Here is a 26,553-nt window from a genome sequence, read left to right on the forward strand (position 1 = left end):
ATTTTATACGCTCCTAATAAGTGAAAAAGATATTAGCTTACGCTAACATCTTAAGATTGTAAAAATGCACGTATATCTGTTTTTTCATCAATATTACCCACTGCCACAATAGATACTTTATCTAACACGAAGATTTTATCAATCACGTTACGTACATCTTCCATTTTTATTTCATCAATCTTGTTAAGAATTTCCTTTTGCGAATAAATTTTTTCTAAGAATAATTCCGATTTCCCAATGGATAACATCCTACTACTCGTGCTTTCTAAGCCCAAAATATAATTTCCTTTTAATTGTTCTTTTGATTTTACTAATTCTTCCTCAGTAAGTCCATATTTTTTAATATTATGGACTTCATCCTTGATCGATTGCATAACCCCTTCTAGTTGTGCTGGGTTGATTCCCGCATAAATTGTAAAGATCCCATTTTGTTTATAGGAAGAAGGATAAGAAAATACCGAATAGGCAAGTCCTTTATCTTCTCTAATATTTTGAAATAATCTAGAACTCATACTGCCACCAAAAACTGTATTCATAAGTAATAAAGGATAATAATCATCACTCATTAAAGGAACCCCTTCTAGACCTATGCATAAATGTAATTGCTCAATATCTTTGTATTTTATTGCCGTGTTTGTAATAAACTTAGGGCAATTGATTAAATCCTGTTTTTCTTTTTTATTTGTAAATATCTTGAATTTTTCTTCAAGTAATTGAAGCAGTAATGCTTCATTAAAATTTCCTGCCACGGATACGACCATATTTTCAGTTGTATAATTCTTTTTAATATAATTTAGTAAATCCTCTCTCTGAAAATTCTCTACCGTTTTATGGTTTCCAAGTACTGGGAAACCTATAGTATGGCCGTCAAATACAGTTTTTGATAATAAATCATGGACCTTATCTTCAGGAGAATCTTCATACATATTAATTTCTTCTAATACAACACTTTTTTCTTTTTCGATTTCTTCTGCATTAAACTGCGCGTGAAACAGCATATCTGTTAATACATCCACTGCAATATCAACATGTGAATCTAGTACTTTTGCATAATAACAAGTACATTCTTTGCTTGTAAAGGCATTTAGTTGCCCTCCTATATCATCTATCGCTGCAGCGATTTCCTTTGCATTTCTTTTTTCTGTTCCTTTAAAAAGCATATGTTCTATAAAATGGGTTATCCCATTATTGGTTTTATTTTCGTGAATTGAGCCCGTTTTTACCCAAAACCCAAGAGACACAGATTTCACATGTGGAATTTTCTCTAAAACAACTCTTACACCATTGCTTAAAGTATATTTTTGATACATCTTTTCCTCCTATTTTTCATTAGTTGATAACATATAGCTATTATAATTGAGTATACATGAATAATCAAGATAAAACAATCCGCTCAGTTTTAAAGTAAATCAGAAATCCTTCCTATTTCTATGTCCTCTTCTTTAATTTTATCAATTAAAAAAGGCAATGCCTCCACCGTTGCAGGTTTTGGATGCATAAGAAGAATTGCTCCTTTATGGGGCTTTTTCATGACTCTAGCAATAATAATTTCTTTGCTAGAGCCTTTTCTCCAGTCAACGGTATCTACACTCCAAAGTATTGTCTTGTATCCAAGATTTTTTGCAACCTTTAGGGTCGTTTGATTAAAATCTCCTGATGGTGGTGCAAAATATTTCGTCTTAATGCCTAATGCATTCATAATTGCATCTTCTGTTTTCTTGATTTGGTCATAATTTTCTTTCTCACTAATTTTACTATGCATCTTATGGCTATAGGCATGGTTTCCAATTTCATGACCTTTGCTATAAATGAATTTAAGTAGTTCAGGATTTTTCAAAGCCCATCTTCCTGTAACAAAAAAAGTTATTTTTATGTTTTTTTCTTCTAAAATATCTAATATTTTGGGAATTTCCTCATTTCCCCAATCAACATTACACGTAAATGCCATTTTATTCATATTGGCATCTCCATTTCGAATAGGTTCCTCTAGTTCTTCCATAAAGAAAGTATCTATACTATTCTCAACATAAAAACTCAAAAATATAATTGTAATGAGTAAAATAAATGAAACGATTATAAACATCTTTTTAGATATTATATAAATTCTCATGCATGCACCTCCTATATACTAGATGCATATTCAGAGATTTTTTATTTATTCAATAATCTTTATAATTTAAAAGATAAAAAAACATAAACCTGACTGGTTTATGCTTTTGGTTCTTTTTTATTTTCTTCATTCTCTAGAAGTACTTTTCTTGATAGATTGATTCTTCCTTGCTTATCAATTTCAATAACTTTCACCAAAATTTCATCTCCAACTTTTAACACATCTTCTACTTTTGGAATTTTTTCTTTTGCAATTTGAGAAATGTGAAGTAATCCATCTTTACCTGGAAGTATTTCGACAAAAGCACCAAAATTCATAATTTTTATTACTTTACCCATATAAATTTCTCCAACTTGTGCTTCTTTCACAATTCCTTCAATAATTTTTACTGCCTTATTTCCCTCTTCCATATTTGCTGCAGTAATAAAAACTCTTCCGTCATCTTCAATATCTATTTTTACATTTGTTTCCTCTATGATCTTACTGATTGTTTTTCCGCCTGAACCAATTACTGCTCTAATTTTTTCAGGATCAATCATCATGTTTATAATTCTTGGTGCAAAAGGTGAAAGTTCCTGACGAGGCACTTTAATGGTTTCATTCATTTTATCTAAAATATAAATTCTTCCTTTTCTTGCCTGCTCCAGCGCCGTTTGTAATATGGATTTATCAATGCCATGTATTTTAATATCCATCTGAATAGCAGTAATTCCTTCTTTTGTCCCTGCTACTTTAAAATCCATATCTCCTAAGAAATCTTCCATTCCTTGAATATCACTGAGTATGGCTACTTGATTCTCTTCCTTTATAAGTCCCATTGCAATTCCTGCTACAGGTGCCTTAATTGGTACCCCTGCATCAAGTAATGCTAAAGTACTTCCACATACAGACGCTTGAGAACTACTTCCATTAGAACTTAACACTTCTGATACAAGTCGAATGGTATAAGGGAAATCTCCTTCTGCAGGAATAACAGGTACTAATGCTCTTTCTGCTAGCGCACCATGTCCAATCTCTCTTCTTCCAGGACCTCTTAAAAACCTTGCATCTCCTACACTATACGGTGGAAAATTATAATGATGCATGTATCGTTTGGATTCTTCTTCTCCAAGTCCATCGATTGTCTGCGCATCTCCTATTGCTCCTAATGTTGCTACTGTAAGCACCTGGGTTTGTCCTCTAGTAAATAAACCAGTTCCATGGGTTCTAGGTAGAAATGCTACATCACAGGAAATAGGTCTGATTTCTTCAGATGTACGATTGTCTGGTCGAATCCCCTCTTGTGTAATCATATGTCTTACTTGTTCTTTTGTAATTTGATATAAAGTTTCATTTACATCTTTGAGCTTTTCAGGATATTTCTCTTCGAAATATACTAGTGTCTCAGCTTTTACATTTTCCATATTTTCATTTCTTTCTAATTTTTCTACAGTTTTAATAGCCTCAATCATCTTTTCAGTAGCAAAGGCTCTTACTTCTTTTTCAATTTCCTCGTCTATCTTGTATAATTTTACTTCGATCTTTGGCTTACCTACTTCATTCACAATTTCTTCTATAAAGCTTACAATTTTTTTTATTTCTTCATGTGCAAATAAAATAGCATTTAACATAACTTCTTCAGAAACTATATCTGCCCCTGCTTCTACCATCATAATTGCATCTTTTGTACCAGAAACCACTAAGTGCATCTGGCTCTTCTCTCTTTGTTCTAAAGTAGGATTTACTATAAATTCTCCATCAATCAATCCAATAACTACTGAACCTGTTGGTCCATCAAAAGGTATACTTGATATTGATAATGCAACAGATGAACCTACCATTGCAACAAAATCTGGTGTACAGTCTTGATCTACTGAAAGAACCGTAGCAATAACTTGTACATCATTTCTAAATCCCTTAGGAAACAAAGGTCTTATAGGTCTATCGATCAATCTTGATGTAAGGATCGCTTTTTCGCTTGGTCTTCCTTCTCTTTTAATAAATCCTCCTGGGATTTTCCCCACAGAATATAACTTTTCTTCATAATCCACACTTAATGGAAAAAAATCAATACCTGTTTTGGGTGTAGCTGAAGCAACTGCTGTAACTAAAACAACCGTTTCTCCATATCTGATTAAAGCTGAACCATTTGCTAATTGGGCTACTTTTCCTACTTCTACTTCAAACGCTCGACCACCTATGGTAGTCTTAAATGTTCTCTCCATCATTTACCTCCTCCTCTATAACTTCTTAATCAATTCGATGTTATTTATATTATTTCCTACATGATTATGAAAAATCCTTTATGTAATTTAATAAAAAAACACTTTATTCGATTTACTATCTTTCCAGTCTAAAAACAACTATCCAATCAATACTATATAAAATAATAGAGCGGGACATCCCCGCTCAATACTCACTACTTTCTTAAACCTAATTTTTGAATAACAGTTCTATATCTTTCAATATCTATGTTCTTTAAGTAATTTAATAAATTTCTTCTCTTACCCACCATTTTTAAAAGTCCACGACGAGAATGGTGATCTTTTTTGTGTACCTTTAAATGTTCGTTTAACTCATTGATTCTAGTTGTTAACATAGCAACCTGTACCTCTGGAGAACCTGTATCTGTTTCATGTACTTTGTATTCTCCTATAACCGCTTGTTTCTTATCTTTACTCATTGTCATAATAATGACCTCCTTATTATATATATCGCCAAATGCCAAGTAAACCGTTGGAGAATCGTATTACATAGCATATGGTTCTTTACAGTATATAATATTATCATACGCAAGCTTTATTGTAAATAGAAATATCCTATACTAAAAAATTTTTTAACACGTTCTATATCTTTATGAATTTGATCAATTAATTCATGAATGGTTTCAAATTTTGATTCATCCCTAGATTTCTGGAAAAATATAACTTCAATTTCTTTTCCATATAGTTCCTCATTAAAATCTAAAATATGCGTTTCTATACGGATTGAAGTATTTCCTATCGTAGGATTATATCCTACATTCGTAACACTATAATAGCACTTATTATCAACAATGGTTTTTGTAATATAGACGCCTATACTTGGTAAAATATAAGCTTCACTTACCGAAATATTTGCCGTTGGAAATCCAAATTCTTTTCCAAATCCGTTTCCACGAACAACTTCTCCTGTAATAGAGTAATTTCTTCCTAGAAACAAATTGACTTTACCCATATTGCCATCTTTGATAAATTCTCGAATTTTTGTACTACTAACAACTTCCTCTTGAATTTTTATGGCTTTCACAACCATAAGATCATACCCATATTTATCTTTTAAGTCATTTAGCCGTGTCGTATCTCCTTTTGCTTTATATCCAAAATGATAATCAAATCCAACAATACCATAAGACATTTTGAGCTTATCTTTTAAGACTTCCTTGATAAAATTTTCAGGCGCTAAATTCCTTTGATAATCATCAAATGCAATGTAGACAGTATAATCGACACCAAGCTGCGCTAAAATTTCAAATTTCTTTTTATCAGATATAATCTTTTTGGGTGCACCGCTTACAGAAGTTAATTTCCTAGGATGATTCTTAAAAGTATAAACAATACTTCTTAAACCTTTCCTTTTGCAGTTCTCTACTAAATTCACAATTAGGGCTTGATGTCCCATATGCACACCATCAAAACTCCCTAATGCAATACCTGTATTTCCATCTATACTCAAATTTTCTAGTGAAGTTATGATTTCCATATTTCTGCCCCTTTAGTTAAAAACTCTATCCACATCAATATAAAAGTCTTTATCTGATTGTATCTTTCCTAGTCCAATAAATTGATTCTCTACATACAATCTTACTCTAGCATCATGTGTAAAATCATCATGTGATGCTATATTTTTTAGATAAAGGTTATTTCCATTTAACAAATACTTTTTAGATTCTTCTTTTATATTTACCTTTGGCATAAAGGTAAGTGGATACTCCATCGCGAATAAATACTTTGACTCAATTTCATAGGTAGATGCTTTTTCTAACTCTTCTAATGTCACTGTATCATCAAGGGTAAATTTTCCACTTTGTGTTCTTAATAGAAAAGACATACACGCCCCACATTGTAATTTATTCCCAACATCTTCACACAAAGCCCTAATATATGTCCCCTTTGAGCATAATACGTCGAAGAGAATTTGCTTGTCACTTATCTGAATAATTTCAAGTTCATAAATATTTATTTTTCTTTCTTTTCTTTCAACTTCTTTTCCTTCACGTGCTAACTCATATAATTTTTTCCCTTTATGTTTTAAAGCTGAATACATAGGGGGAATTTGGTATATTTCTCCTTTAAATGATTCAAATACATCATAAATGTCTTTTTCTATAACATTTACTGGTCTTGTATTTATAATCTTCCCCCACCGATCTTGCGTATCTGTATTATGGCCTAAAGTCATTTCACATCTATATTTTTTTTTATCATTTAAAAGATACTGACTTACTTTCGTGGCCTCTCCAACACAAATTGGCAATACTCCAGCCGCCATTGGATCAAGTGTTCCTGTATGCCCCACTTTTTTTGTTTTTAATATCCTTCTAATAAAATATACCACATCATGCGATGTCATATTCGGAGGTTTTAAAACATTAATGATTCCTTTCAAGTTATCACCTACAAATGATTTTTTATACTATTTATGATTATTCTTTTTGCATTTTCTATACTATCATGGATGGTACAACCAGAAGCTTTTTTATGACCTCCGCCATCAAAGACTTTCGCAATCTTGCTTACATCCACATCATACTTTGCTCTAAAACCAACTTTTATTTGTCCCTGATCCATTTCTTTTAGTAATACCCCGACTTCTACCCCATCAATGTCTCTTGCATATTCAATGAATCCTTCCGTATCTTCTAATTTTGCGCCAGTTTTTTCTATATGTTCTTTCATAATACATAAAATGACTACTTTATTTTCGCAATAAAATTCAAGCGTATTTAAAACTTCTATTAGTAGTTTTACTTTATATATAGGCTTGTTTTGATAAATCTCTGTGGTTATAAAATTCAAATCAATATTTTTCTCTAACAATATGGCTGCTATGCTATGCGTTTGATGCGTTGTATTATCGTACTTAAAACTACCTGTATCTGTTGATATTGCTGTATATAAACAAGTAGCCATATCTTTTGTAATTGAAATGCCTAAGCTATTAATTAGAAAATATATGATTTCTCCTGTAGCGGCTGCTTTTGGATCAACCAGATTATAATCTGCAAAATAGGTGTTCGTAACATGATGATCTATATTCAAACTGCACTTCGCTTTATCAATGTAGCTTTCTCTATCCCCTAATCTTCCAATATCGCTACAATCTATAGATACAACTAAATCAAACTGAAAATATTTATCTACCCTATTATAAATGTTTCCATTCGAAAGAAATTTTATATTATCAGGTACAGTTTCTTTTAGGAATATATGTGGATGTTTTCCAATTTTTTCCAATGCCAAATAAAGGGCTATTGATGAGCCTATTGTATCTCCATCCGGAAGTATATGCGGAAGAATAAGAATATTATGAGCCTTATGAAAAAGATTCCCCACTACTTCCATATCTGTTTTATTCTGTATCTTCATTGAGATCGTCCTTTTGGGTAACTTTATTGATTAAATCTGACATGTATACACCTTTTTCTATAGATCGATCCATATTAATAATCGGCTCAGGCGTATATCTTAATTTCAATTTCTTCCCCATCTCTTTTCTTATGAATCCGGAAGCTTTCTTTAATGCTTTCATTGTATTTTCCTGTTCTTCTTGGGTTCCATATATGCTAATAAAAATGTTTGCATATCTCAAGTCTCTTGTTACTTCTACATCCACTACACTTGTTAGTGTTGATATACGTGGATCTTTTAATTCATTTAATATCATATTGCTGACCAATTTTTTTATTTCTTCACTAATTCTATTTGTTCTTGGATATCCCATATGAAAACCACCTTTCTTTGGTAGTTATTAACCTCTTTTTATTTCCTCAATAATATAGGCTTCTACAATATCGCCTTCTTTAATATCATTATAATTTTCAAGACCTATTCCACATTCATAGCCAGTAGCAACTTCTTTTGCATCATCTTTGAATCTCTTTAGGGACGATATTTCTCCTTCAAATACGACAATACCATCTCTAACTAATCTTACTTTTGAATTTCTTGTCACTTTTCCTTCTTTTACATAAGCCCCGCCAATAATACCTGCTCCTGGCACTTTGAAAGTTGCTCTTATTTCTACTTTTCCCAGTACTACTTCTTTGTATTCTGGATCAAGCATTCCCTTCATAGCAGCTTCTACATCTGCTATTGCCTCATATATGATTCTATATGTTCTCAAGTCTACGTTCTCTGCTTTTGCTAAATTCGTTACTGTAGATGAAGGTCGCACATTAAATCCTATAATAATCGCATTAGAAGCTGAAGCAAGCATTATATCCGATTCTGTAATAGTTCCTACTCCACCATGTAATACTTTTACTTTTACTTCATCATTATTAAGTTTTAAAAATGACTGTTTCACAGCTTCAACAGAACCTTGCACATCTGCTTTTACAATAATATTTAGTTCTTTAACATTTCCATCTTGTATATGCTTAAATAGATCTTCTAATGATACTTTTGCTGTTGCATTTAAATTTTCTTCTCTCATTTTTGTACGTCTTTTTTCAACAACTTGTCGCGCTACTTTATCTTCTTTTGTAGCATTAAAAGAATCTCCTGCTTCAGGTACATCTGATAAACCTAAAATCTCTACTGCTGTTGCTGGACCTGCTATTTTAATATTTTTACCCAATGAATTAATCATTGCTCGGATTCTACCATAAGCAGCTCCTGCTGCAATAGAATCTCCAACTTTTAATGTTCCATTTTGTATAAGAATCGTCGCTACAGGGCCTCTACTTTTATCTAATTTCGCTTCAATTACTGTTCCGAAAGCTAACTTATTTGGATTTGCTTTTAATTCAAGTATTTCTGCTACAAGTAGAATCATTTCCAATAAATTATCAATACCTTCACCTTTTAATGCTGAAACAGGAGCACAAATAACGTCTCCTCCCCACTCTTCTATCAAAACGCCATTTTCTGATAGCTCTTGTTTTACTTTATCTGGATTAGCATTTGGTCTATCAATTTTATTTAAAGCTACAATAATTGGAATATTTGCTGCTTTCGCATGGCTGATTGCTTCAATCGTTTGAGGCATTACACCATCATCAGCTGCAACAACCAAAATAGCTATATCTGTGATACTCGCACCTCTTGCTCTCATAGATGTAAAAGCAGCATGACCTGGTGTATCTAAAAATACAATTCTTTTACCATTTAGCTCTACTTCCGAAGCACCAATATGCTGTGTAATGCCCCCAGCTTCTCTCTCGGTCACATGTGTATCTCTTATTGCATCAAGTAACGAAGTTTTACCATGATCCACATGACCCATTACAGTTATTACAGGCGGCCTTTCTTTTAAATCTTCCAGTTTATCTGGCGTTTGATCGAAACCAAATTCATTTTCTTCCTTTACTTCTTCTTTTTCAATTTCTATTCCAAATTCTAAAGCAATTGTAGCCGCTACATCAAAATCTATCTCTTGATTTGCTGTAGCAAAAACCCCTAAACCCATTAATTTTGTAATTATTTGTGATACATTTTTTTCTATTTTCTCAGAAAACTCTTGCACAGCAATCGTTTCAGGAATTTTAATCATATTTTTATCTCCATTCTGTTCCTTATGCTCTGTTATTTCAGAAGAATCTTTATTTTTTTTATTCTTTTTTTCCGTCACTTTTTTTTCGTCAGGTTCTTCTTCCACTTTTCCATAAAGTTCTTTTAATATTCCTATCGTCTCTTCTTCAAGTGTACTCATATGATTTGTTACAGTAATGCCAAGTTCCACTAATCTATTAATTAGTTCTTTGCTAGAAATATCAAATTCTTTAGCTAATTGATATACTCTTAGTTTTGACATATTCATTCACCCCCTAAATTATTTAAACAATCTTTAATAAGGGAAAAAAGTTTATTTGCAAATGCTTCATCTTTTATACCATAAACGGTTCTATTTATTTTCCCAACAGCGTGCGATAATTGTTTTTTCTCTCCGTATATGATAAATTTAACATTCTTATGACCTGTCACATCTTGGAATTTCTTCTTTGTATTGTTCGATGCATCATTTGCAACAATTACTAATTTAACAGCATTTTTTTTTATATTAAATATACAAGTGTCTTCACCAGTAACTAAATTCCCCGAACGTTGAGCTAATCCTAAAAAAGAAAAAATTTTATTCTCCATTCTTTATTAACTCCTCTTGTAATTGTTTATAAATCGCTTCATCCACTTCTTGTTGAAAAGCCTTATTTAGCCCTTTCTTTTTATGCATTTTTTTAAAGCAATCCATATCATTACATATGTAAGCTCCCCTGCCAGCAGATTTTCCCGTCACATCAAGTTTCATCTCACCATCTTTAGACCGAACAATTCTAATTAATTCTTTCTTTGGTTTTGATTCCATACAGCCTATACACTTTCTTAGGGGCATTTTTCTAACTTTCATTATACAATACCTCCTATTCCTCTATTTCTTGACTAGCCTTTTCGTATTGTGATTCACTCTTAATGTCAATTTTCCAGTTTGTTAATTTCGCAGCTAATCTTGCATTTTGACCTTCTTTTCCAATTGCTAGAGATAATTGATAGTCTGGAACAACTACTAATGCTGTTTTTTCACTCTCTTTGACAATCACTTTTAATACTTTTGATGGACTCAATGCACTTGCAATGAGTTCTTCTGGATTATCATTCCATTTTACAATATCAATTTTTTCGCCTTTCATTTCATCTACAATTGCTTGTACTCTTGTTCCTTTATGTCCTACACATGCTCCCACAGGATCAACATTCTCATCATGAGAATATACAGCTATTTTACTTCTTGAACCGGCTTCTCTAGAAATACTTTTTATTTCTACAATCCCATCATGAATTTCAGGAACTTCCAATTCAAATAATCGCTTTACAAGTCCTGGATGTGTTCTTGAAACAAGAATTTGAGGCCCCTTTGTTGTCTTTTTCACCTCAACAATATACGTCTTGATTCTGTCATTGTGCTTATATTCTTCTCCTGGTATTTGCTCAGCAGGCGTTAAAATTGCTTCTGTTTTTCCTAAATCTATAAAAACATTTCCTTTGCTCATTCGTTGAACAAGCCCTGTAACAATCTCGCTTTCTCGGTTGATAAACTCATCGAAAATAATACCTCTTTCAGCTTCTCTAATTCTTTGCACAACTACTTGTTTTGCTGTTTGTGCAGCAATTCTTCCAAAGTTTTTAGGGGTAACTTCCTTCTCTACTACATCCCCTAATCCATAATTGCTATTTATTTTTTTTGCATCCTCAATACTCATTTCTAGCAATTCGTCCTCAATTATTTCAACAACATTTTTCACTGAAAATACGCCTACATCTCCACTCTCTCTATTAATATATACTTTCACATTTTGAGCAGATCCGTAGTTCCTTTTATATGCAGAAATTAAAGCTGCTTCAATTGTATCAATCAATATCTCTTTTGATATGCCTTTTTCCTTTTCAATTTGGCCTAAAGCTTCAATAAACTCTCCATTCATTTATTCCACCTCCTTGTTAAATAGTAATAGCTAATTTTACCTTTGATATTTTTTCTCTTGGTATTTTCAGTTCTTCATCTGTATGGATTTTTAACACGACAGATCCATCTTGAATTCCAATTAATTCTCCCTCTATTAATTTTTTTCCATCTAAAGCATGATATAAATACACATCGATCATTCTTCCTTTGTATGTTTCAAAATCCTTATCTTTCTTTAATGACCGATCTAAACCAGGTGAAGATACTTCTAAATAATAATTTTGCTCAATCGGGTCAGCTTCATCTAATTTTTCACTTAAAAACTTGCTTACAAGTTGACAATCATCTAAGCTTACACCACTTGGTTTATCAATATACACTCTTAAAAACCAGTTTGGTCCTTCTTTTACAAATTCAGTATCTACTAGTTCTAATTCTGTATCATCTATAAAAGGTACAACCATTTCTTCTACAATATCAATAGTACGTCTCTTTGTCACACTTATCACTCCCTTTTTATTCCTTTTTCACTATGTAAGACGCTATATACATATTCTTTCGAAAATATACACGTATTATTCTTTAGATAAAAGTAAGTAAATAACAGGAAAGAGTGGGTGCTGTCCCACTCTTCAACAAAAAACTTATATGCCTATCATCAAGATTATAGCATAACCTTTAAAAATATGCAACTCTAAAATAAGGAAAGCTGGTTTGTATCAGGTAATCCATTTAAGCATCCATGATTTTTTAAATTTTCAATAACCGTCTTCGTAACCTTTGCTCTTTCCCTTATATCTTCCATAGAAATAAATTCTCTATTCTTTCTGCTCTTACAAATACTTCTAGCTGCATTTTCTCCTACCCCTTGCAATGCCCTTAGCGGTGGGAGCAGTTTATCATTGGAAATAATAAATTTATCTGAATCGGATTTATAAAGATCTACAGGTAAACATTCAAACCCTCTACAATACATTTCATAAACTACTTCTAAAACCGTTAGCAAATCTTTTTCCTTTTGCGTTAGATGATTCCCTAATTCTTCTATTTCCTTTATTTTGTTCTTAATGCTTTCTTTTCCTTTCACAACAAGCTCAGCATCAAAATCTGAAGCTTTTGTAGTAAAATAGGTTGCATAAAAAGCTAACGGATGATGCACTTTGAAATATGCAAGTCTAAATGACATCATAACATAGGCAACTGCGTGCGCCTTAGGAAACATGTATTTAATTTTATTGCAGGAATCAATATACCACTGAGGAACATTATTTTCATGCATCATCACTTCATCTTCGGGTATTAATCCCTTACCTTTTCTTACTTTTTCCATTATTTTAAAAGATGCTTTTGGTGGTAGCCCCTTTAAAATTAGATAATTCATAATATCATCTCTCGTAGAAATTACATCTTTTAAGGGTGCTATTTTTTGTCTAACTAAGTCCTGTCCATTGTTAAGCCAAACATCTGTCCCGTGGGACAAGCCACTGATACGAACCAACTCTGCAAAAGTAGTAGGCTGTGTATCTACTAGCATTTGTCTAACAAACTTCGTCCCGAACTCTGGAATACCAAGACTTCCTACTTCACATTGAAAATTTTCATCTATAATTTTAAGAGGATCAGGACTCGTAAATATTTGAACTGTTTGTGGATCATCGAGTGGAATGTGTACAGGATCAATCCCAGTGATATCTTGTAGCATTCTAATAATAGTAGGCACATCATGCCCTAAGATATCAAGTTTTAATAATCTACCACTAATCGAATGATAATCAAAATGTGTTGTAATAATTCCTGATGACCCATCATTCGCAGGATACTGAATAGGTGTAAAATCAAATATTTCCTTATAATTTGGTACCACCATAACACCCCCTGGATGTTGTCCAGTCGTCCTTTTTACGCCTGTGCACCCGCGTGTTAGTCGATTAATCTCTCGGTTGTTAATAATCTGATCTTTCCCTTCAAAATATTTCTTCACAAATCCATAGGCTGTTTTATCCGCTATCGTGCCAATGGTTCCAGCTCTAAATACATATCCTTCCCCAAATAATACTTCTGTATACTTATGTGCATTTGGTTGGTATTCTCCAGCAAAATTAAGATCTATATCTGGCTCTTTATCTCCTTCAAATCCTAAAAAAACTTCAAAAGGGATATCATGCCCTTCTTTTACATAATTATGACTACACATAGGACATTTTTTATCAGGTAGATCTGCACCACTTCCGATTGAACCATCCGTGATAAACTCTGAATGTTTGCATGTGTTGCATATATAGTGAGGTGGCAGCGGATTTACTTCTGTTATATCGCTCATGGTCGCAACAAAAGAAGACCCTACAGAACCTCTTGAACCTACCAAATAGCCATCACTTAAGGATTTTGTTACAAGTTTTTGGGCGATTATATACATAACTGCATAGCCATTACTAATAATGGAATTTAGCTCTCTATCTAATCTTTTTTTAACAATATCGGGTAATGGATCTCCATAGATTCTCGTTGCTTTTTCATAGCACATATTTCTTAAATCCTCATCCGCACCTTCTATAATAGGTGGATAGGTATCCTCTGGTATGGGTATTATAGGATCTATCATTTGAGCGATTGCATCAGGATGATTGATTACGACATCCATGGCTGTATTTTCTCCTAAATACTTAAACTCTTCTAACATTTCATTGGTTGTTCTTAAATAAAGTGGCGCCTGATTATCTGCATCACTAAAGCCTTGCCCAGCCATTAGTATTCTTCTATACACTTCATCTTTAGGATCTAAAAAATGTACATCTCCTGTTGCAACTACAGGTTTATGATATTGTTTTCCTAAATTTACAATCTGTCTATTGATTTCTTTTAATTCCTCTGTACCCTTTACCAGTCCTTTTTCTATTAAAAACTGATTATTATCTATAGGCTGTATTTCTAAATAATCATAATATTTTATAATATTTTCAATTTCTTGATTTGATTTATTCCCCAATATGCTTCTATACAATTCTCCAGCTTCACATGCAGTTCCTATAATCAGTCCGTCTCTCATCTGCGATAATAATGATTTAGGAATTCTCGGTTTTTTATAAAAGTGCTCCATATGTGACGTAGAAATAATTTTATACAAATTCTTTAACCCTGTATAATTCTTCACCAATATGATGACATGAAAAGTATCTAGCTTTTTTACATCTACGAACTTCGCATATAAGTCATTTAACTGATTTAATTGGGTAATCCCTCTCTCTTTTAACATAGCCAAAAACTGTATAAAAATATTTGCAGTCGCTTCTGCATCATCAACAGCTCTATGATGATTATTTAATGCTATGCCAAGCTCCTTGGCAACAATATTTAGTCGAAATCTTTTTAAGTTTGGAAGTAAAATTTTTGATAATCGTAAAGTATCTACAATAGGATTATTAAAACCAAGTCCTATTTTATTACAATTTTCTTTAATGAACGCTGTATCAAATCCCGCATTATGGGCAACAACAGGAACGTCTTCTAAGAATGCTAGAAACTTCGGCAAAATTTTTTCAATGCTAGGTTGATTTTTTACCATATCATCTGTGATCCCAGTAAGTTCAACGATTTTAGGTGGTATAGGCATTTCAGGATTTACTAAAACATTAAACCGATCTATAATTTCATTATCTCGAATTTTTACAGCACCAATTTCCGTTATTTTATCGTTTTTACTAGATAACCCTGTCGTTTCTATATCAAATACCACATAACATTGATTGATCCCTTTTGTATTGTTCCCTATTACAATAGGCTCCCCATCGTTTACTAAATATCCTTCCACGCCATAAATAACTTTTATACCATTTTTTTTCGCTACATCCATTGCCTCTGGAAAAGCCTGTACCACACCATGGTCTGTAATGGCAATTGCAGGATGTCCCCACTTAGCTGCTCTTTTTACAAGGCTTGCTGCTGAGGATACGCCATCCATAGAACTCATTTGTGTATGGGCATGTAATTCTATTCGTTTCTTTTCTGCTTTATCCATCCTTATTTTGGGTTGTCCCTTTACCATATCTTTTGCCATAATTACAATTTCTCTTGAGAAGGTATCATAGCGGGCATCTCCTCTAGCTTTAATATATTGTTCTTTCTTCAAAACCTCTGTTAGCCCATCTACGTCTTCCTTTTTTGCGAAAATCTTTACAGCCATAGATCCCTTATAGTCCGTCACACTTAATACACATAAACTTTTTCCGTTTTTTAATTCTCGCCATTCAACGTCAAATATTTCTCCTTCAATGGAAACAATTCCTGATTCTTCATTAATGTTTGGAATAGGTGTTGTCAGTTCATTGATTTTTTTACCCAATATTACATCGCCAGTTATATTGTTCTGTTTTATTTCTCTTTGAGGGGTTCTATCTACATTTACTAATAGACCTTGAAGAATTGCTTGTGTTTGTGTTTCTTTTTCTTTTTTATATGCCTCTTTCTGATCACTCTTTGAAATTTTACCTACTTCAAAGAGTACTTTTATATTTTTATCAAATTCTGATTCAACCATTTCTTTTATAAAATGATCCACTTTTTTTCCTTTTAAGTTTTCCACCCCTATATCACTTTCAATGCAAATAATTAATGTTTCATTTTCTAACCTGAAATTTGCATGATCCAACCAAGCTATGGTAGAAGGCATGGCTTTATTTAATGCATAAACAATATTTTCCCAATAAACAGGGAGGTTATTATTTGGTTCAAGTTCAATATTTTTATACAAAATGATAAACTTTATTTCTTTCACAAAAGGAATATTTTTTTTAATATCCTTTTTAAAATCGTCTAAAAGAGATCTACGAATAATTTTACTAGAAATTATTATAAAGTTTAATGTTTTACTTTCTTTATGATATTTTATCTTTTCAACCATTGCATCTATTTTTCCATTCCTATTTGGGGCAACGCTATTGATTACATCACTTAATAAATAAGCCATTACTATCCCCCTTTCGTCCACCTAAATTGCAGCCTTCTCTTAATGACCTGTTTAGGTGAAGGTGCCCTACATTTTCTGAATTTCGTCTAAAAGAACTTGCTCAATTTTATCTTCTTCAATTCTCTTAATGATTTTTCCTTTTTTAAATAATAGGGCTGATGATTTGCCTCCAGCAATTCCTATATCTGCGTCCTTCGCCTCTCCTGGACCATTTACTGCGCATCCCATGATTGCTACAGTTAAAGGCTTATTTATTTTTTCAAGCTTTTTTTCTATTTTATTTGCAATACTGATTAGATCAATTTGGCATCTTCCACACGTTGGACATGATATGATTTTTATCCCAAAATCTCTTAGCCCAACTAATTTTAAGATTTCTCTACCTAGCTTTACTTCCTCTACAGGATCTCCCGTTAATGAAATTCTTAATGTATCTCCTATGCCATCTAAGAGTAATGCCCCGACTCCTATACTAGATTTTATAGTGCCACTCTTTATGGTTCCAGCTTCCGTTATGCCAATATGAAGGGGATAATCTACCCTTTCAGAAATTAATCGATAGGATTCTAGTGTCAATTTTATATCTGATGATTTCAAAGAAATCACAATATCTTCAAAACTTAAATTTTCAAGGATGTTTACATGCTCTAAAGCACTCTCAACCATAGCTTCTGGCGTAACTCTCCCATATTTAGTAACCATTTTTTTATCAATAGATCCTGCATTTACACCAATTCTTATTGGAATGTTTCTCTCTTTTGCAGCGATTACAACTTTTTTAACGCGATCCAACTCCCCAATATTTCCTGGATTGAGTCTTAATTTATCAACACCATTTTCAATACATTTTAGTGCCAACCTATAATCAAAATGTATATCCGCTACAATAGGCATATTCGTTTTAGCTTTTAATGCTTTTATTGCATCTGCCGCTTCTAGGTCTAAGACTGCCACTCTTGCAATTTCACATCCAGCCTCTTCAAGACGTTTCATTTGTTCAATCGTAGCAAACACATCTCTTGTATCTGTATTGGTCATAGATTGTATGGAGATAGGGAAATTTCCACCAATTTTTATATGTCCACAGGAAACAACTTTTGTTTTTTTTCTTTTAATATTCATTTTTCACCTCAACCTTAAAACAGATTAAATCTTACGATGTCTTTGTATACCATGAATAACATTAAACCCATTAATAGAACAAATCCTGTAAAATGAACAAACCCTTCTTTTTCTGGATCAAGAGGCTTGCCAGTCAAACCTTCTATCATTAAGAAAACCAATCTTCCACCATCTAGCGCTGGAATAGGGAGCAAATTTACAACGCCTAAATTTACACTAATTAATCCTGCTAAATGTAGTACATAGTATATATTTGTCTTTGCCGCTTCTCCAACTAAATAAATAATCCCGACTGGTCCAACAACATCTTTTGCAGAAGCACTGCCACTAAACAACTTTCCAAAGAAACCAATCATTTCTTTTATGACATCTATAGTTTTACTGAAGCTATTTGTAAAGGATTTTATAAAAGATTTTTCTAGCGTCGGTGAAATACCAATCATGAATTGTTTTGTTCCTTCATTGACTCTAGATTTAATAGAAAAATTCTTTTCTTCACCATCTCTTCGTATTTTTATACGTAAATCTTTGTCTTTATTTTCATGGATTGTTTCAACGATTTTTTCCCAAGTATCCATTTCTTTTCCACTAATAGAAATGATTTCATCCCCTGCCTCAATCCCTGCTATTTGTGCAGGAAAATCTGGTATTATTTCACCTACAATTGGACGATTTGTTGGAAATCCCATCATATAAAACATCATGGTAAATAGAAAAATCGCTAACACAAAATTCATAACAGGTCCCGCAACAATCACGAGTATTCTAGCCCATATGGGTTTATTATTAAAACTTCTTTCATCCTTTGAATGTTCATCTTCACCTTCCATTTTTACATATCCACCTATAGGAAGAATTCTGATTGAATATTCCGTTTCCTTACCCTTTACTTTTAAAATTCTAGTACCCATCCCAATTGCAAATTCATGGACTTTAATCCCTACAAGTTTTGCAACCCCAAAATGCCCAAATTCATGAAATACTACCAAAAGGCCAAAAACTAATAAAGCAACCAATATAATCAATATCGTTCCCATCATTACACCGCCTTAAATGATATTTTTTTCACAAAATTTCTTGCCCATCTGTCCATTTGAATAATCTCATCAATGGTTAATTCATACTGAACGTCATGTTTTTCTAAAGCTAGTTCTACAATCCTTGGTATATCATAAAACCCAATTCTTTGTTGTATAAAAAGCGCCACCAACTCTTCATTTGCTGCATTTAGTACTGTTGGTAAACTACCCCCTATTCTTAATGCTTCATAAGCAAGATTTAAACAAGGAAAAGTATCTCTATCTGGTTTTTCAAAGGTTAAAGTTGCAACCTCTAATAAATTTAATTTTTTATAATTATTCTTTGTTCTACTTGGATATGTTAGTGCAAATTGAATGGGTACACGCATGTCTGGATAACCCATTTGTGCAATCACAGAACTGTCTTTATATTCTACCATGGAATGAATGATACTTTGAGGATGAATCACTACATCAATCTGGTCTAAACTTAAATCAAAAAGCCATTTTGCTTCAATTATTTCTAAGCCTTTATTCATAAGTGTTGCCGAATCGATACTAATTTTTTTGCCCATATTCCATTTAGGATGATTTAGCGCCTCTTTAACGGTTACATCCTGCAGTTGCGCTTTTTTATATCCTCTAAAAGGTCCCCCTGAAGCGGTTAATATAATTCTTCTAATATCCTTTAAAGTATACCCCATCAAGCATTGAAATATAGCACTATGTTCACTATCTACTGGAAGAATAGCTACATTGTTTCTTTTTGCCTCCTTCATAACAATTTCTCCTGCTGTCACAAGGGTCTCTTTGTTTGCAAGTGCAATATCTTTTTTACACTTAATTGCCTCTATAGTAGGAATTAATCCTATCATTCCAACCACGGCAGTAACAATCAAATCAGACGCTTCTAATGTAGCAATAGTTGTTAACCCGTCCAATCCATAGAATACTTTTGTTTTGATATTTCCTAATCTTTTTTTAAGTTCTAAAGCTTTTTTCTCATTCATAACAGATACTGCTACTGGATGAAATTCTTTTATTTGTTTTTCCAAGAGATCAATATTATTATTTGCACTCAAACCCACTATATTGAATTTTTCTTTATTATTTCTAACAACATCTAGTGTTTGTGTTCCTATTGAGCCTGTAGATCCTAGTATGCTAATACATTTCATAAAATCATCCTTTCAGATATTAAAACTTTTTATGTGAAAGTATAAAAAGCCATTATTGCATTTTAAAAATTATTTTATAAAAAAAATCATATAATAATATACTGCTGGTGCAGTAAAAAGTATACTATCAAATCTATCTAAAACACCACCATGACCTGGCATGATTTTTCCATAATCTTTGATTCCCGTATATCTTTTGAAAATGGATGCTGTTAAATCTCCAAATTGTCCAAGAATACTTCCTATAAATCCAATGATGAGACAGTGCATAAGAATTCCAGGTGCAACTAAGTATCCCCAAATTCCACTTATAAGAACACTCCCTGCTATGCCGCCTATAGCACCTTCCACAGTTTTTTTAGGACTAATATTAGGACAAAGTTTTGTCGAACCAAAAAAATAGCCCGTAAAATATGCAAACGTATCTGTTGCCCAAGCAACAAGAAATACCATCCAAAGTAATAGACTATATTTACTATGATGAGCAATAAAAACAATATGATACATAAAAAAGACTATGTAAAATATACCCATACTCGTAATACTTGATGCAAGAATATCCATTTCCTTCTTTAGTAGATTATTTACTAATACCAGTAGCATACACACAAAAAACCATAACATCATCCATTTTATGTTGGTAGTTCTCAAAGCAATGGTAAACATAAAGATAGTGCTCAATACGCCTATAGGCTTTGACGGTAAAATTTTGATATTTTTAAAAGCATTAAAAAATTCATTGATTCCTATTAATGCTAATATAAATACTGACACATCAAGAATAATCCCGCCTTCTAATATGACAAACAAAAACAATGGTATAGCAAATAGTGCAGATATAATTCTTGTACGCATCTATATCACCACCTTTATTTAATTCCTCCGAATCTTCTATCTCTTTTTTGATAATCTATAATCGCTTCCATTAAACATTCCCCATTAAAGTCTGGCCAAAAAATATTTGAAAACCAAAATTCACTATAGGCAATCTGCCATAATAAAAAATTACTTATTCTAAATTCACCACTTGGACGAATCACTAGATCAGGATCAGGTATTCCTTTTGTGTATAAGCATTGCTCAAATTCATTTTCATCAATATTTTCAATAGCTATTTCATTATTTTTTACTTTTTGACACATCTCTTTAACAGCCTTGATCATCTCAGCTCTAGCGCCATAATTGAGTGCAATATTCACGCCTAATCCATCATTATTTTTTGTCAATTCTATTGCAATATCGATTTCTTTACGGGCAACCTGAGAGAGCCCACTTATATCCCCAATGGTTCTGATCCTTACATTATTTTTATGTAATTCTATTATTTCTTTTTTTAAATAGTGAACAAGCAACTGCATCAAAGCAGATACCTCATCCTTTGGTCTTTTCCAGTTTTCTGTAGAAAATGCATATAAAGTTAAATACTTGATATTTAAAGTAGAACATGTACGAATAATATCCCTTAAAGCTTCTACCCCCGCCTTATGTCCTGCTGTCCTTGGTAGTCCTCTCTTTTTTGCCCATCGTCCATTTCCATCCATTATAATTGCTATATGTTTCGGTAGTCTTGTCATATCTAATTTTTTATCGTCAACTCTTCTCTTTCTACTAGAAAAGATATTTTTCATCGATTTCATTTTATAATTCCTCCAAATAGCTATTACTAAAAGAAATATTTTAAAACCCCCTAATAGGATGGGGGCTTAAAAATAACTAACTGTTAATTCTATGTTGTAATCAGTATTTTTTTGTTTGATTACTCTGCATTCTTCTAGATTTTGGTCATTTTTAGGCGCCCTCGTCTTTTTTATGGATATTTGGAATTCCGCATTAAGTATTTCAACAGCCTTTTGTAAATGTAATCCAACTACGTCCGTTGCTTCACTCAAATATTATACCTCCAACATTTCTTTTTCCTTTTTACTAACCAAATCATTTATCATTTCTATAGATTTATTGGTCATCTTTTGTACTTTATCTTCTGCCGCCTTTAAATCATCTTCTGTTATTTCACTATTTTTTTGCATTTTTTTTAGCTGATCATTGGCATCTCTTCGCTCATTTCTTATAGCAACCTTTGCGCCTTCACCAGTCTTTTTAACAATCTTTATTAACTCTTTTCTTCTTTCTTCTGTTAACTGTGGGATTGCTAATCGAATAATTTTCCCATCGTTAGATGGATTAATACCTAAATCGGATTGAGATATCGCCTTTTCAATTGCTTGAATAGATGTCTTGTCATAAGGCTGTATGATTAATGCTCTAGGTTCAGGTGCTGAAACCCCTGCCATTTGCTTGAGTGGTGTAGGCGTTCCATAATACTCTACAATGATTTTATCTAATAATGCTGGATTTGCCCTTCCTGCTCTAATCGCATTTAGATCTTCTCTAAATACACTAATCGTTTTTTCCATTCTCTCTTCTAATGCTTTATATGCTTGTGTACTCATCATTTATACCTCCTTTACCAATGTTCCAATTTTTTCTCCTAAAATTACTTTCTTAATATTTTCAGGTTCATTCAAGCCAAATACAATAATCGGAATTTTATTATCCATGCAAAGTGAAGATGCAGTTGAGTCCATTACCCCTAATCCTTTACTTAATATATCAATATATGTTAGTTCATCAAATTTATTTGCATCTGGGTTAATCTTTGGATCTGAATCATATACACCATCAACCTTTTTTGCTAATAAAATTACTTCTGCTTCAATTTCTGCTGCTCTTAATGCTGCTGTTGTATCTGTCGAAAAATATGGATTTCCTGTTCCAGCAGCAAAAATAACAACTCTTCCTTTTCCTAAGTGTCTAACTGCTTTTCTTCTTATATAAGGTTCTGCAATTTGTCGCATTTCTATTGCTGTTTGCACACGTGTGGAAATATCAATGCTTTCAAGTGCATCTTGCAATGCCAATGCATTAATTACTGTCGCTAACATTCCCATGTAATCGGCAGTTGTTCGATCCATACCTTCACTACTGCGACCTCTCCAAAAATTTCCTCCTCCAACAACGATAGATACTTCAACGCCTAACCCTGAAATTTCTTTGACTTGTTTTGCAATTGCATCAAGGGTCTTTTCATCTAATCCGAAACCTTTTTCTCCTGCTAAAGCTTCTCCACTTAATTTTAATATAATTCTTTTATATTTAGGCTCCACTATATACAACCCCCGTTTTTATTATTCTACACATCTCGAAAAAAACCTTTAAATTTGTTTTTTAGTTAAAAAGAGAACACAATTCGTGTTCTCTATCTTTAATTTTAAAAAATTACTTATTTATTTGTTTAGCTACTTCTTCTGCAAAATTCTCTTCTTTTTTCTCTAATCCATCTCCTACTTCAAATCTAGCTATACTTATCACTTTAATTTCAGTTCCAAGTTTATTACTTGTTTCTTTAATTAATTGTTCTACGGATAAATCTGGATTCTTTACAAATGCTTGATTTAATAAACATACTTCTTTTAATTGTTTATTGAGTCTACCAACAATCATTTTTTCTACGATATTCGCATCTTTTCCTTCATTTAATGCTTGTTGCTTTAATATTTCCTTCTCATGTTCTATGTACGCTGCATCCACATCATCTCTAGAAATATATTTTGGATTCATAGCAGCAACTTGCATCGCGATATCTTTTCCTAAAGCAAGGATTTCTTCTGAATCAGAACTTGTTTCTAATCCAACTAATACGCCTATTTTTCCACCCCCGTGGATATATCCTGCTACTTTTCCATTTTCCATTTCTATTCTCTCGAATCTTCTTACACTCATATTTTCGCCTATTTTAGCAATTTTATCATTTAATGTCTCTTGTACTGTTGCATCTGTATCTAAATATTTTTCATTTAATAGTTCTTCTGCATTTGCTTTATCAGAATTTAGCGCTGTAATAGCTACATCTTTTACAAACTTTTTAAATTCATCATTTTTCGCAACGAAGTCAGTTTCAGAGTTTACCTCAGCTACAACTGCTTTTGTATTGTTTTCATTCATGCAGATGTCTACTAAACCTTCTGCTGCAATTCTTCCTGATTTTTTAGCTGCTTTTGCTAAACCTTTTTCTCTTAAAATGTCAATTGCTTTATCCATATCCCCATTTGCTTCCATTAACGTTTTTTTGCAGTCCATCATTCCTGCACCTGTTTTTTCTCTTAGTTCTTTTACCATTGCTGCTGTAACAGCCATAAGAACGCCTCCTTAAGTACATTAGTATATTAGAATGGGTAAGAGAAGGAAGGAAAACTCATTCCTTCTTAACCCTTACCCGTTAAAATTAGTCTTCTAATTGTTCTCCTTGCTTACCTTCAATGATTGCATCTGCCATTTTTGCAGTAATTAACTTAACTGCTCTAATCGCATCATCATTTGCTGGAATTACATAATCAACTTCATCTGGATCGCAATTTGTATCAACAATACCCACTACAGGTATTCCTAATATTCTTGCTTCTCTTACTGCAATCCTTTCTTTTCTTGGGTCAACAACAAAAATTGCCCCAGGAACACCATCCATATCTTTAATTCCACCTAAGAATTTTTCAAGCTTTTCTTGCTCATTCTTAAGCTTAATTACTTCTTTCTTAGGAAGAACATCAAGCATTCCTTCTTCTTCCATTCTTGTTAATTCATTCAGACGATCAATTCTTTTTCTGATTGTCTTAAAGTTTGTAAGCATTCCACCAAGCCATCTTTGGTTGACAAAATACATCCCACTTCTTTTTGCTTCTTGTTCAATTGATTCTTGTGCTTGTTTTTTAGTTCCTACAAATAAGATAGATTGATTATTTTCAGCAACCTCTTTAATAAAAGCATAAGCTTGCTCTACCTTTTTCACTGTCTTTTGTAAGTCAATAATGTAGATACCATTTCTTTCTGTGAAAATATACTCTGCCATTTTGGGATTCCATCTTCTTGTTTGATGTCCAAAATGTACACCTGCTTCTAGCAATTGCTTCATTGAAATAACTGCCATTGCCTTCACCTCCCTGGTTTTTTCCGCCACTCTGTTCATCTTTTTAAAACACCTTTCGGCACCATTTTAAAAATTCCAAAGTGTGTGTGATTTATCACCTTAAGTAGTATACCACAGTAGCTATATGTTTTGCAATAATAAATTTCATTACTTAGGCACAAAAACATTATTTCCATATTATACTACAAATATACAATGGCATAAAAAAAATCATATAAGGTTGTCTATTCCTTTATATAATTTCCTTTAACAATTCTATCTATGATGTCTACTTCCAATTCTTTGGCATTAAATTCATAGATACCCCATCTCAACTTATTCTCTAATCCTTTGTTGTTGATTATATTTAAAAACGATTCTTCAGAGACTATTAGTTTTTTTTGTTTTAAAACCTTTGAAATATCTTCACTTTTGTATCCTCTAGGAATTTTAACAACCATTCGTTCATCTGTTTTCTTTTCAACAGGTTCATTTATATTTTTAATATTTTCATTGTTTATATTCCCTTTGTCAAAATATTCAACAGGATCAATCATTCCTAATTTTCTTGCTTCAGATTTAATAAATTTTTCGTCAGGTAGTATCTGTTTATTTTCATGTTTTACAATATGGAACACTGATGATAAAATAAGACCTATACCGATCCCTAATAATACGCCTACTAGTATATTTTTTCTCAAATTATCACCTCTTCTTTAGGTTGCATATTAGCTGAACCTCACCAATACCTTTGTCAAGTTTCTTGGCAATTTGAGCAGGTGAATATCCTTCATCTACTAATCCTAATATCTTCTTGGTATCCTCATCATGGTTTAGCATATGCCCATCTTTCATTAAACCTAGATGTGTCTCTACAACAAATCTAGCATTTTCTTCTATATCTCCACTATATTCTTTTTTATTTACTATTGAAGTATACTTTTCCATATTTTTATCCACCGTTTGTAGCATATGATAAATATCATTCGTTTTCATATCTATATTTTGAATCGTCTCTTCACTAATTGCTTTCAATTCTTCTATGATATTTTCAATCAAATAAACACGCTCTAACAATTCTTTATCCCTGTTTTTTATCATTTGAGATTCAATAGTAGCTTGATTATCATTATTTGTCTTGAGTAGTAAAAAAGATATGACAATCACCACAATCCCTATAAAAAAAAATATATAATCAATCATATTCTCGCTCCATAATCTTATATTTTGATATCTATATTTGTTCCTATGCCATTCATAAATTTCTTATCTGTATTTTTGTGTTCATCTTCTTTTTCATCGTCTTCTTTTTTTTTATCTAAATCTTGACGATAACCTTTTTTATTTTTATCTTGATCGTTTCTCATATTTAATCGGTCTTTATTTTCAAATTTTTTCACTTTATTCAACTGTTGTTCTACATTTATTTTATCTTGCTGAATTAAATATTCCTGTTCATTTCTTATTTTATTGTTGAGTGCTTGATTTTCTTGAGACATTTGCTGTGTTTTGGGAACGAGTACTTGAAAATCTATAGGTCTTATAGACATATTGATCATCTC

The 26,553-nt window shown here is 32.4% G+C and carries 27 protein-coding genes; all 27 read right to left on the reverse strand.

Annotated features, from left to right (window positions below; genetic code table 11):
- Positions 1 to 50 precede the first annotated feature (50 nt).
- The gene (locus EV214_RS00605) at positions 51 to 1,310 is read right to left on the reverse strand and encodes a M16 family metallopeptidase (protein WP_132241639.1); all 1,260 of its coding nucleotides are present in this window, start codon (positions 1,308 to 1,310) and stop codon (positions 51 to 53) included.
- Between the two features lie 89 nt (positions 1,311 to 1,399).
- Complete coding sequence (locus EV214_RS00610; RefSeq protein ID WP_132241641.1) at positions 1,400 to 2,110, reverse strand: polysaccharide deacetylase family protein; 711 nt, start codon at positions 2,108 to 2,110, stop codon at positions 1,400 to 1,402.
- 98 nt (positions 2,111 to 2,208) lie between these two features.
- Entirely contained in the window at positions 2,209 to 4,314 is a 2,106-nt protein-coding gene (pnp, locus tag EV214_RS00615) for a polyribonucleotide nucleotidyltransferase (protein WP_207669592.1), read from the reverse strand.
- Positions 4,315 to 4,508: 194 nt separating this feature from the next.
- Complete coding sequence (rpsO, locus tag EV214_RS00620; protein WP_207669599.1) at positions 4,509 to 4,772, reverse strand: 30S ribosomal protein S15; 264 nt, start codon at positions 4,770 to 4,772, stop codon at positions 4,509 to 4,511.
- 116 nt (positions 4,773 to 4,888) lie between these two features.
- Complete coding sequence (locus EV214_RS00625) at positions 4,889 to 5,830, reverse strand: bifunctional riboflavin kinase/FAD synthetase (RefSeq protein WP_132241647.1); 942 nt, start codon at positions 5,828 to 5,830, stop codon at positions 4,889 to 4,891.
- Positions 5,831 to 5,842: 12 nt separating this feature from the next.
- Positions 5,843 to 6,736 (reverse strand): tRNA pseudouridine(55) synthase TruB, encoded by an 894-nt coding sequence (gene truB / locus EV214_RS00630; RefSeq protein WP_132241649.1) that lies wholly within the window; start codon positions 6,734 to 6,736, stop codon positions 5,843 to 5,845.
- Between the two features lie 8 nt (positions 6,737 to 6,744).
- Positions 6,745 to 7,716: a DHH family phosphoesterase gene (locus EV214_RS00635; RefSeq protein WP_132241651.1), complete on the reverse strand. Its 972-nt coding sequence runs from the start codon at positions 7,714 to 7,716 to the stop codon at positions 6,745 to 6,747.
- Positions 7,700 to 8,071, reverse strand: a complete 372-nt coding sequence (gene rbfA / locus EV214_RS00640) for a 30S ribosome-binding factor RbfA (RefSeq protein WP_132241653.1) — start codon at positions 8,069 to 8,071, stop codon at positions 7,700 to 7,702. The genes EV214_RS00635 and rbfA overlap by 17 nt, the downstream gene beginning before the upstream one ends.
- A 27-nt stretch (positions 8,072 to 8,098) precedes the next feature.
- Positions 8,099 to 10,105, reverse strand: coding sequence for a translation initiation factor IF-2 (gene infB, locus EV214_RS00645; protein WP_132241655.1), 2,007 nt, complete (start codon positions 10,103 to 10,105; stop codon positions 8,099 to 8,101).
- A 2-nt stretch (positions 10,106 to 10,107) separates the two neighbouring features.
- The gene (locus EV214_RS00650; RefSeq protein ID WP_132241657.1) at positions 10,108 to 10,434 is read right to left on the reverse strand and encodes a L7Ae/L30e/S12e/Gadd45 family ribosomal protein; all 327 of its coding nucleotides are present in this window, start codon (positions 10,432 to 10,434) and stop codon (positions 10,108 to 10,110) included.
- Complete coding sequence (rnpM, locus tag EV214_RS00655) at positions 10,424 to 10,696, reverse strand: RNase P modulator RnpM (RefSeq protein ID WP_132241659.1); 273 nt, start codon at positions 10,694 to 10,696, stop codon at positions 10,424 to 10,426. The genes EV214_RS00650 and rnpM overlap by 11 nt, the downstream gene beginning before the upstream one ends.
- A gap of 13 nt (positions 10,697 to 10,709) precedes the next feature.
- Positions 10,710 to 11,768 (reverse strand): transcription termination factor NusA, encoded by a 1,059-nt coding sequence (gene nusA, locus EV214_RS00660; RefSeq protein ID WP_132241661.1) that lies wholly within the window; start codon positions 11,766 to 11,768, stop codon positions 10,710 to 10,712.
- Positions 11,769 to 11,784: 16 nt separating this feature from the next.
- Entirely contained in the window at positions 11,785 to 12,249 is a 465-nt protein-coding gene (gene rimP / locus EV214_RS00665; RefSeq protein ID WP_207669593.1) for a ribosome maturation factor RimP, read from the reverse strand.
- Positions 12,250 to 12,443: 194 nt separating this feature from the next.
- On the reverse strand, positions 12,444 to 16,712 hold the full coding sequence (locus EV214_RS00670; protein WP_132241663.1) for a PolC-type DNA polymerase III: 4,269 nt from the start codon (positions 16,710 to 16,712) through the stop codon (positions 12,444 to 12,446).
- Positions 16,713 to 16,778: 66 nt separating this feature from the next.
- Positions 16,779 to 17,834, reverse strand: coding sequence for a flavodoxin-dependent (E)-4-hydroxy-3-methylbut-2-enyl-diphosphate synthase (ispG, locus tag EV214_RS00675; protein WP_132241665.1), 1,056 nt, complete (start codon positions 17,832 to 17,834; stop codon positions 16,779 to 16,781).
- Positions 17,835 to 17,848: 14 nt separating this feature from the next.
- On the reverse strand, positions 17,849 to 18,871 hold the full coding sequence (gene rseP / locus EV214_RS00680; RefSeq protein WP_165916152.1) for an RIP metalloprotease RseP: 1,023 nt from the start codon (positions 18,869 to 18,871) through the stop codon (positions 17,849 to 17,851).
- Between the two features lie 2 nt (positions 18,872 to 18,873).
- Positions 18,874 to 20,031, reverse strand: a complete 1,158-nt coding sequence (locus EV214_RS00685) for a 1-deoxy-D-xylulose-5-phosphate reductoisomerase (protein ID WP_132241669.1) — start codon at positions 20,029 to 20,031, stop codon at positions 18,874 to 18,876.
- A gap of 69 nt (positions 20,032 to 20,100) precedes the next feature.
- Positions 20,101 to 20,886, reverse strand: a complete 786-nt coding sequence (locus EV214_RS00690) for a phosphatidate cytidylyltransferase (RefSeq protein ID WP_132241671.1) — start codon at positions 20,884 to 20,886, stop codon at positions 20,101 to 20,103.
- A 14-nt stretch (positions 20,887 to 20,900) separates the two neighbouring features.
- Complete coding sequence (locus EV214_RS00695) at positions 20,901 to 21,668, reverse strand: isoprenyl transferase (protein ID WP_330571212.1); 768 nt, start codon at positions 21,666 to 21,668, stop codon at positions 20,901 to 20,903.
- A 66-nt stretch (positions 21,669 to 21,734) separates the two neighbouring features.
- The gene (locus EV214_RS00700; protein WP_132241673.1) at positions 21,735 to 21,920 is read right to left on the reverse strand and encodes a hypothetical protein; all 186 of its coding nucleotides are present in this window, start codon (positions 21,918 to 21,920) and stop codon (positions 21,735 to 21,737) included.
- Between the two features lie 3 nt (positions 21,921 to 21,923).
- Positions 21,924 to 22,481 (reverse strand): ribosome recycling factor, encoded by a 558-nt coding sequence (frr, locus tag EV214_RS00705; protein WP_132241675.1) that lies wholly within the window; start codon positions 22,479 to 22,481, stop codon positions 21,924 to 21,926.
- Between the two features lie 3 nt (positions 22,482 to 22,484).
- Positions 22,485 to 23,198: a UMP kinase gene (gene pyrH, locus EV214_RS00710; protein ID WP_132242031.1), complete on the reverse strand. Its 714-nt coding sequence runs from the start codon at positions 23,196 to 23,198 to the stop codon at positions 22,485 to 22,487.
- Between the two features lie 109 nt (positions 23,199 to 23,307).
- Positions 23,308 to 24,225: a translation elongation factor Ts gene (gene tsf, locus EV214_RS00715; protein ID WP_132241677.1), complete on the reverse strand. Its 918-nt coding sequence runs from the start codon at positions 24,223 to 24,225 to the stop codon at positions 23,308 to 23,310.
- A gap of 88 nt (positions 24,226 to 24,313) precedes the next feature.
- Positions 24,314 to 25,012, reverse strand: a complete 699-nt coding sequence (gene rpsB, locus EV214_RS00720) for a 30S ribosomal protein S2 (protein ID WP_132241679.1) — start codon at positions 25,010 to 25,012, stop codon at positions 24,314 to 24,316.
- A 224-nt stretch (positions 25,013 to 25,236) separates the two neighbouring features.
- The gene (locus EV214_RS00725; protein WP_132241681.1) at positions 25,237 to 25,692 is read right to left on the reverse strand and encodes a hypothetical protein; all 456 of its coding nucleotides are present in this window, start codon (positions 25,690 to 25,692) and stop codon (positions 25,237 to 25,239) included.
- 4 nt (positions 25,693 to 25,696) lie between these two features.
- Positions 25,697 to 26,194 carry a DUF6115 domain-containing protein gene (locus EV214_RS00730; protein WP_132241683.1) on the reverse strand — a complete coding sequence of 166 codons (498 nt, stop codon included), beginning with the start codon at positions 26,192 to 26,194 and terminating at the stop codon, positions 25,697 to 25,699.
- A gap of 17 nt (positions 26,195 to 26,211) precedes the next feature.
- Positions 26,212 to 26,541 (reverse strand): hypothetical protein, encoded by a 330-nt coding sequence (locus EV214_RS00735; RefSeq protein WP_132241685.1) that lies wholly within the window; start codon positions 26,539 to 26,541, stop codon positions 26,212 to 26,214.
- Positions 26,542 to 26,553 lie beyond the last annotated feature (12 nt).

Origin of the sequence: Marinisporobacter balticus, assembly GCF_004345705.1 — a bacterium.
Lineage (GTDB): Bacteria > Bacillota > Clostridia > Peptostreptococcales > Thermotaleaceae > Marinisporobacter > Marinisporobacter balticus.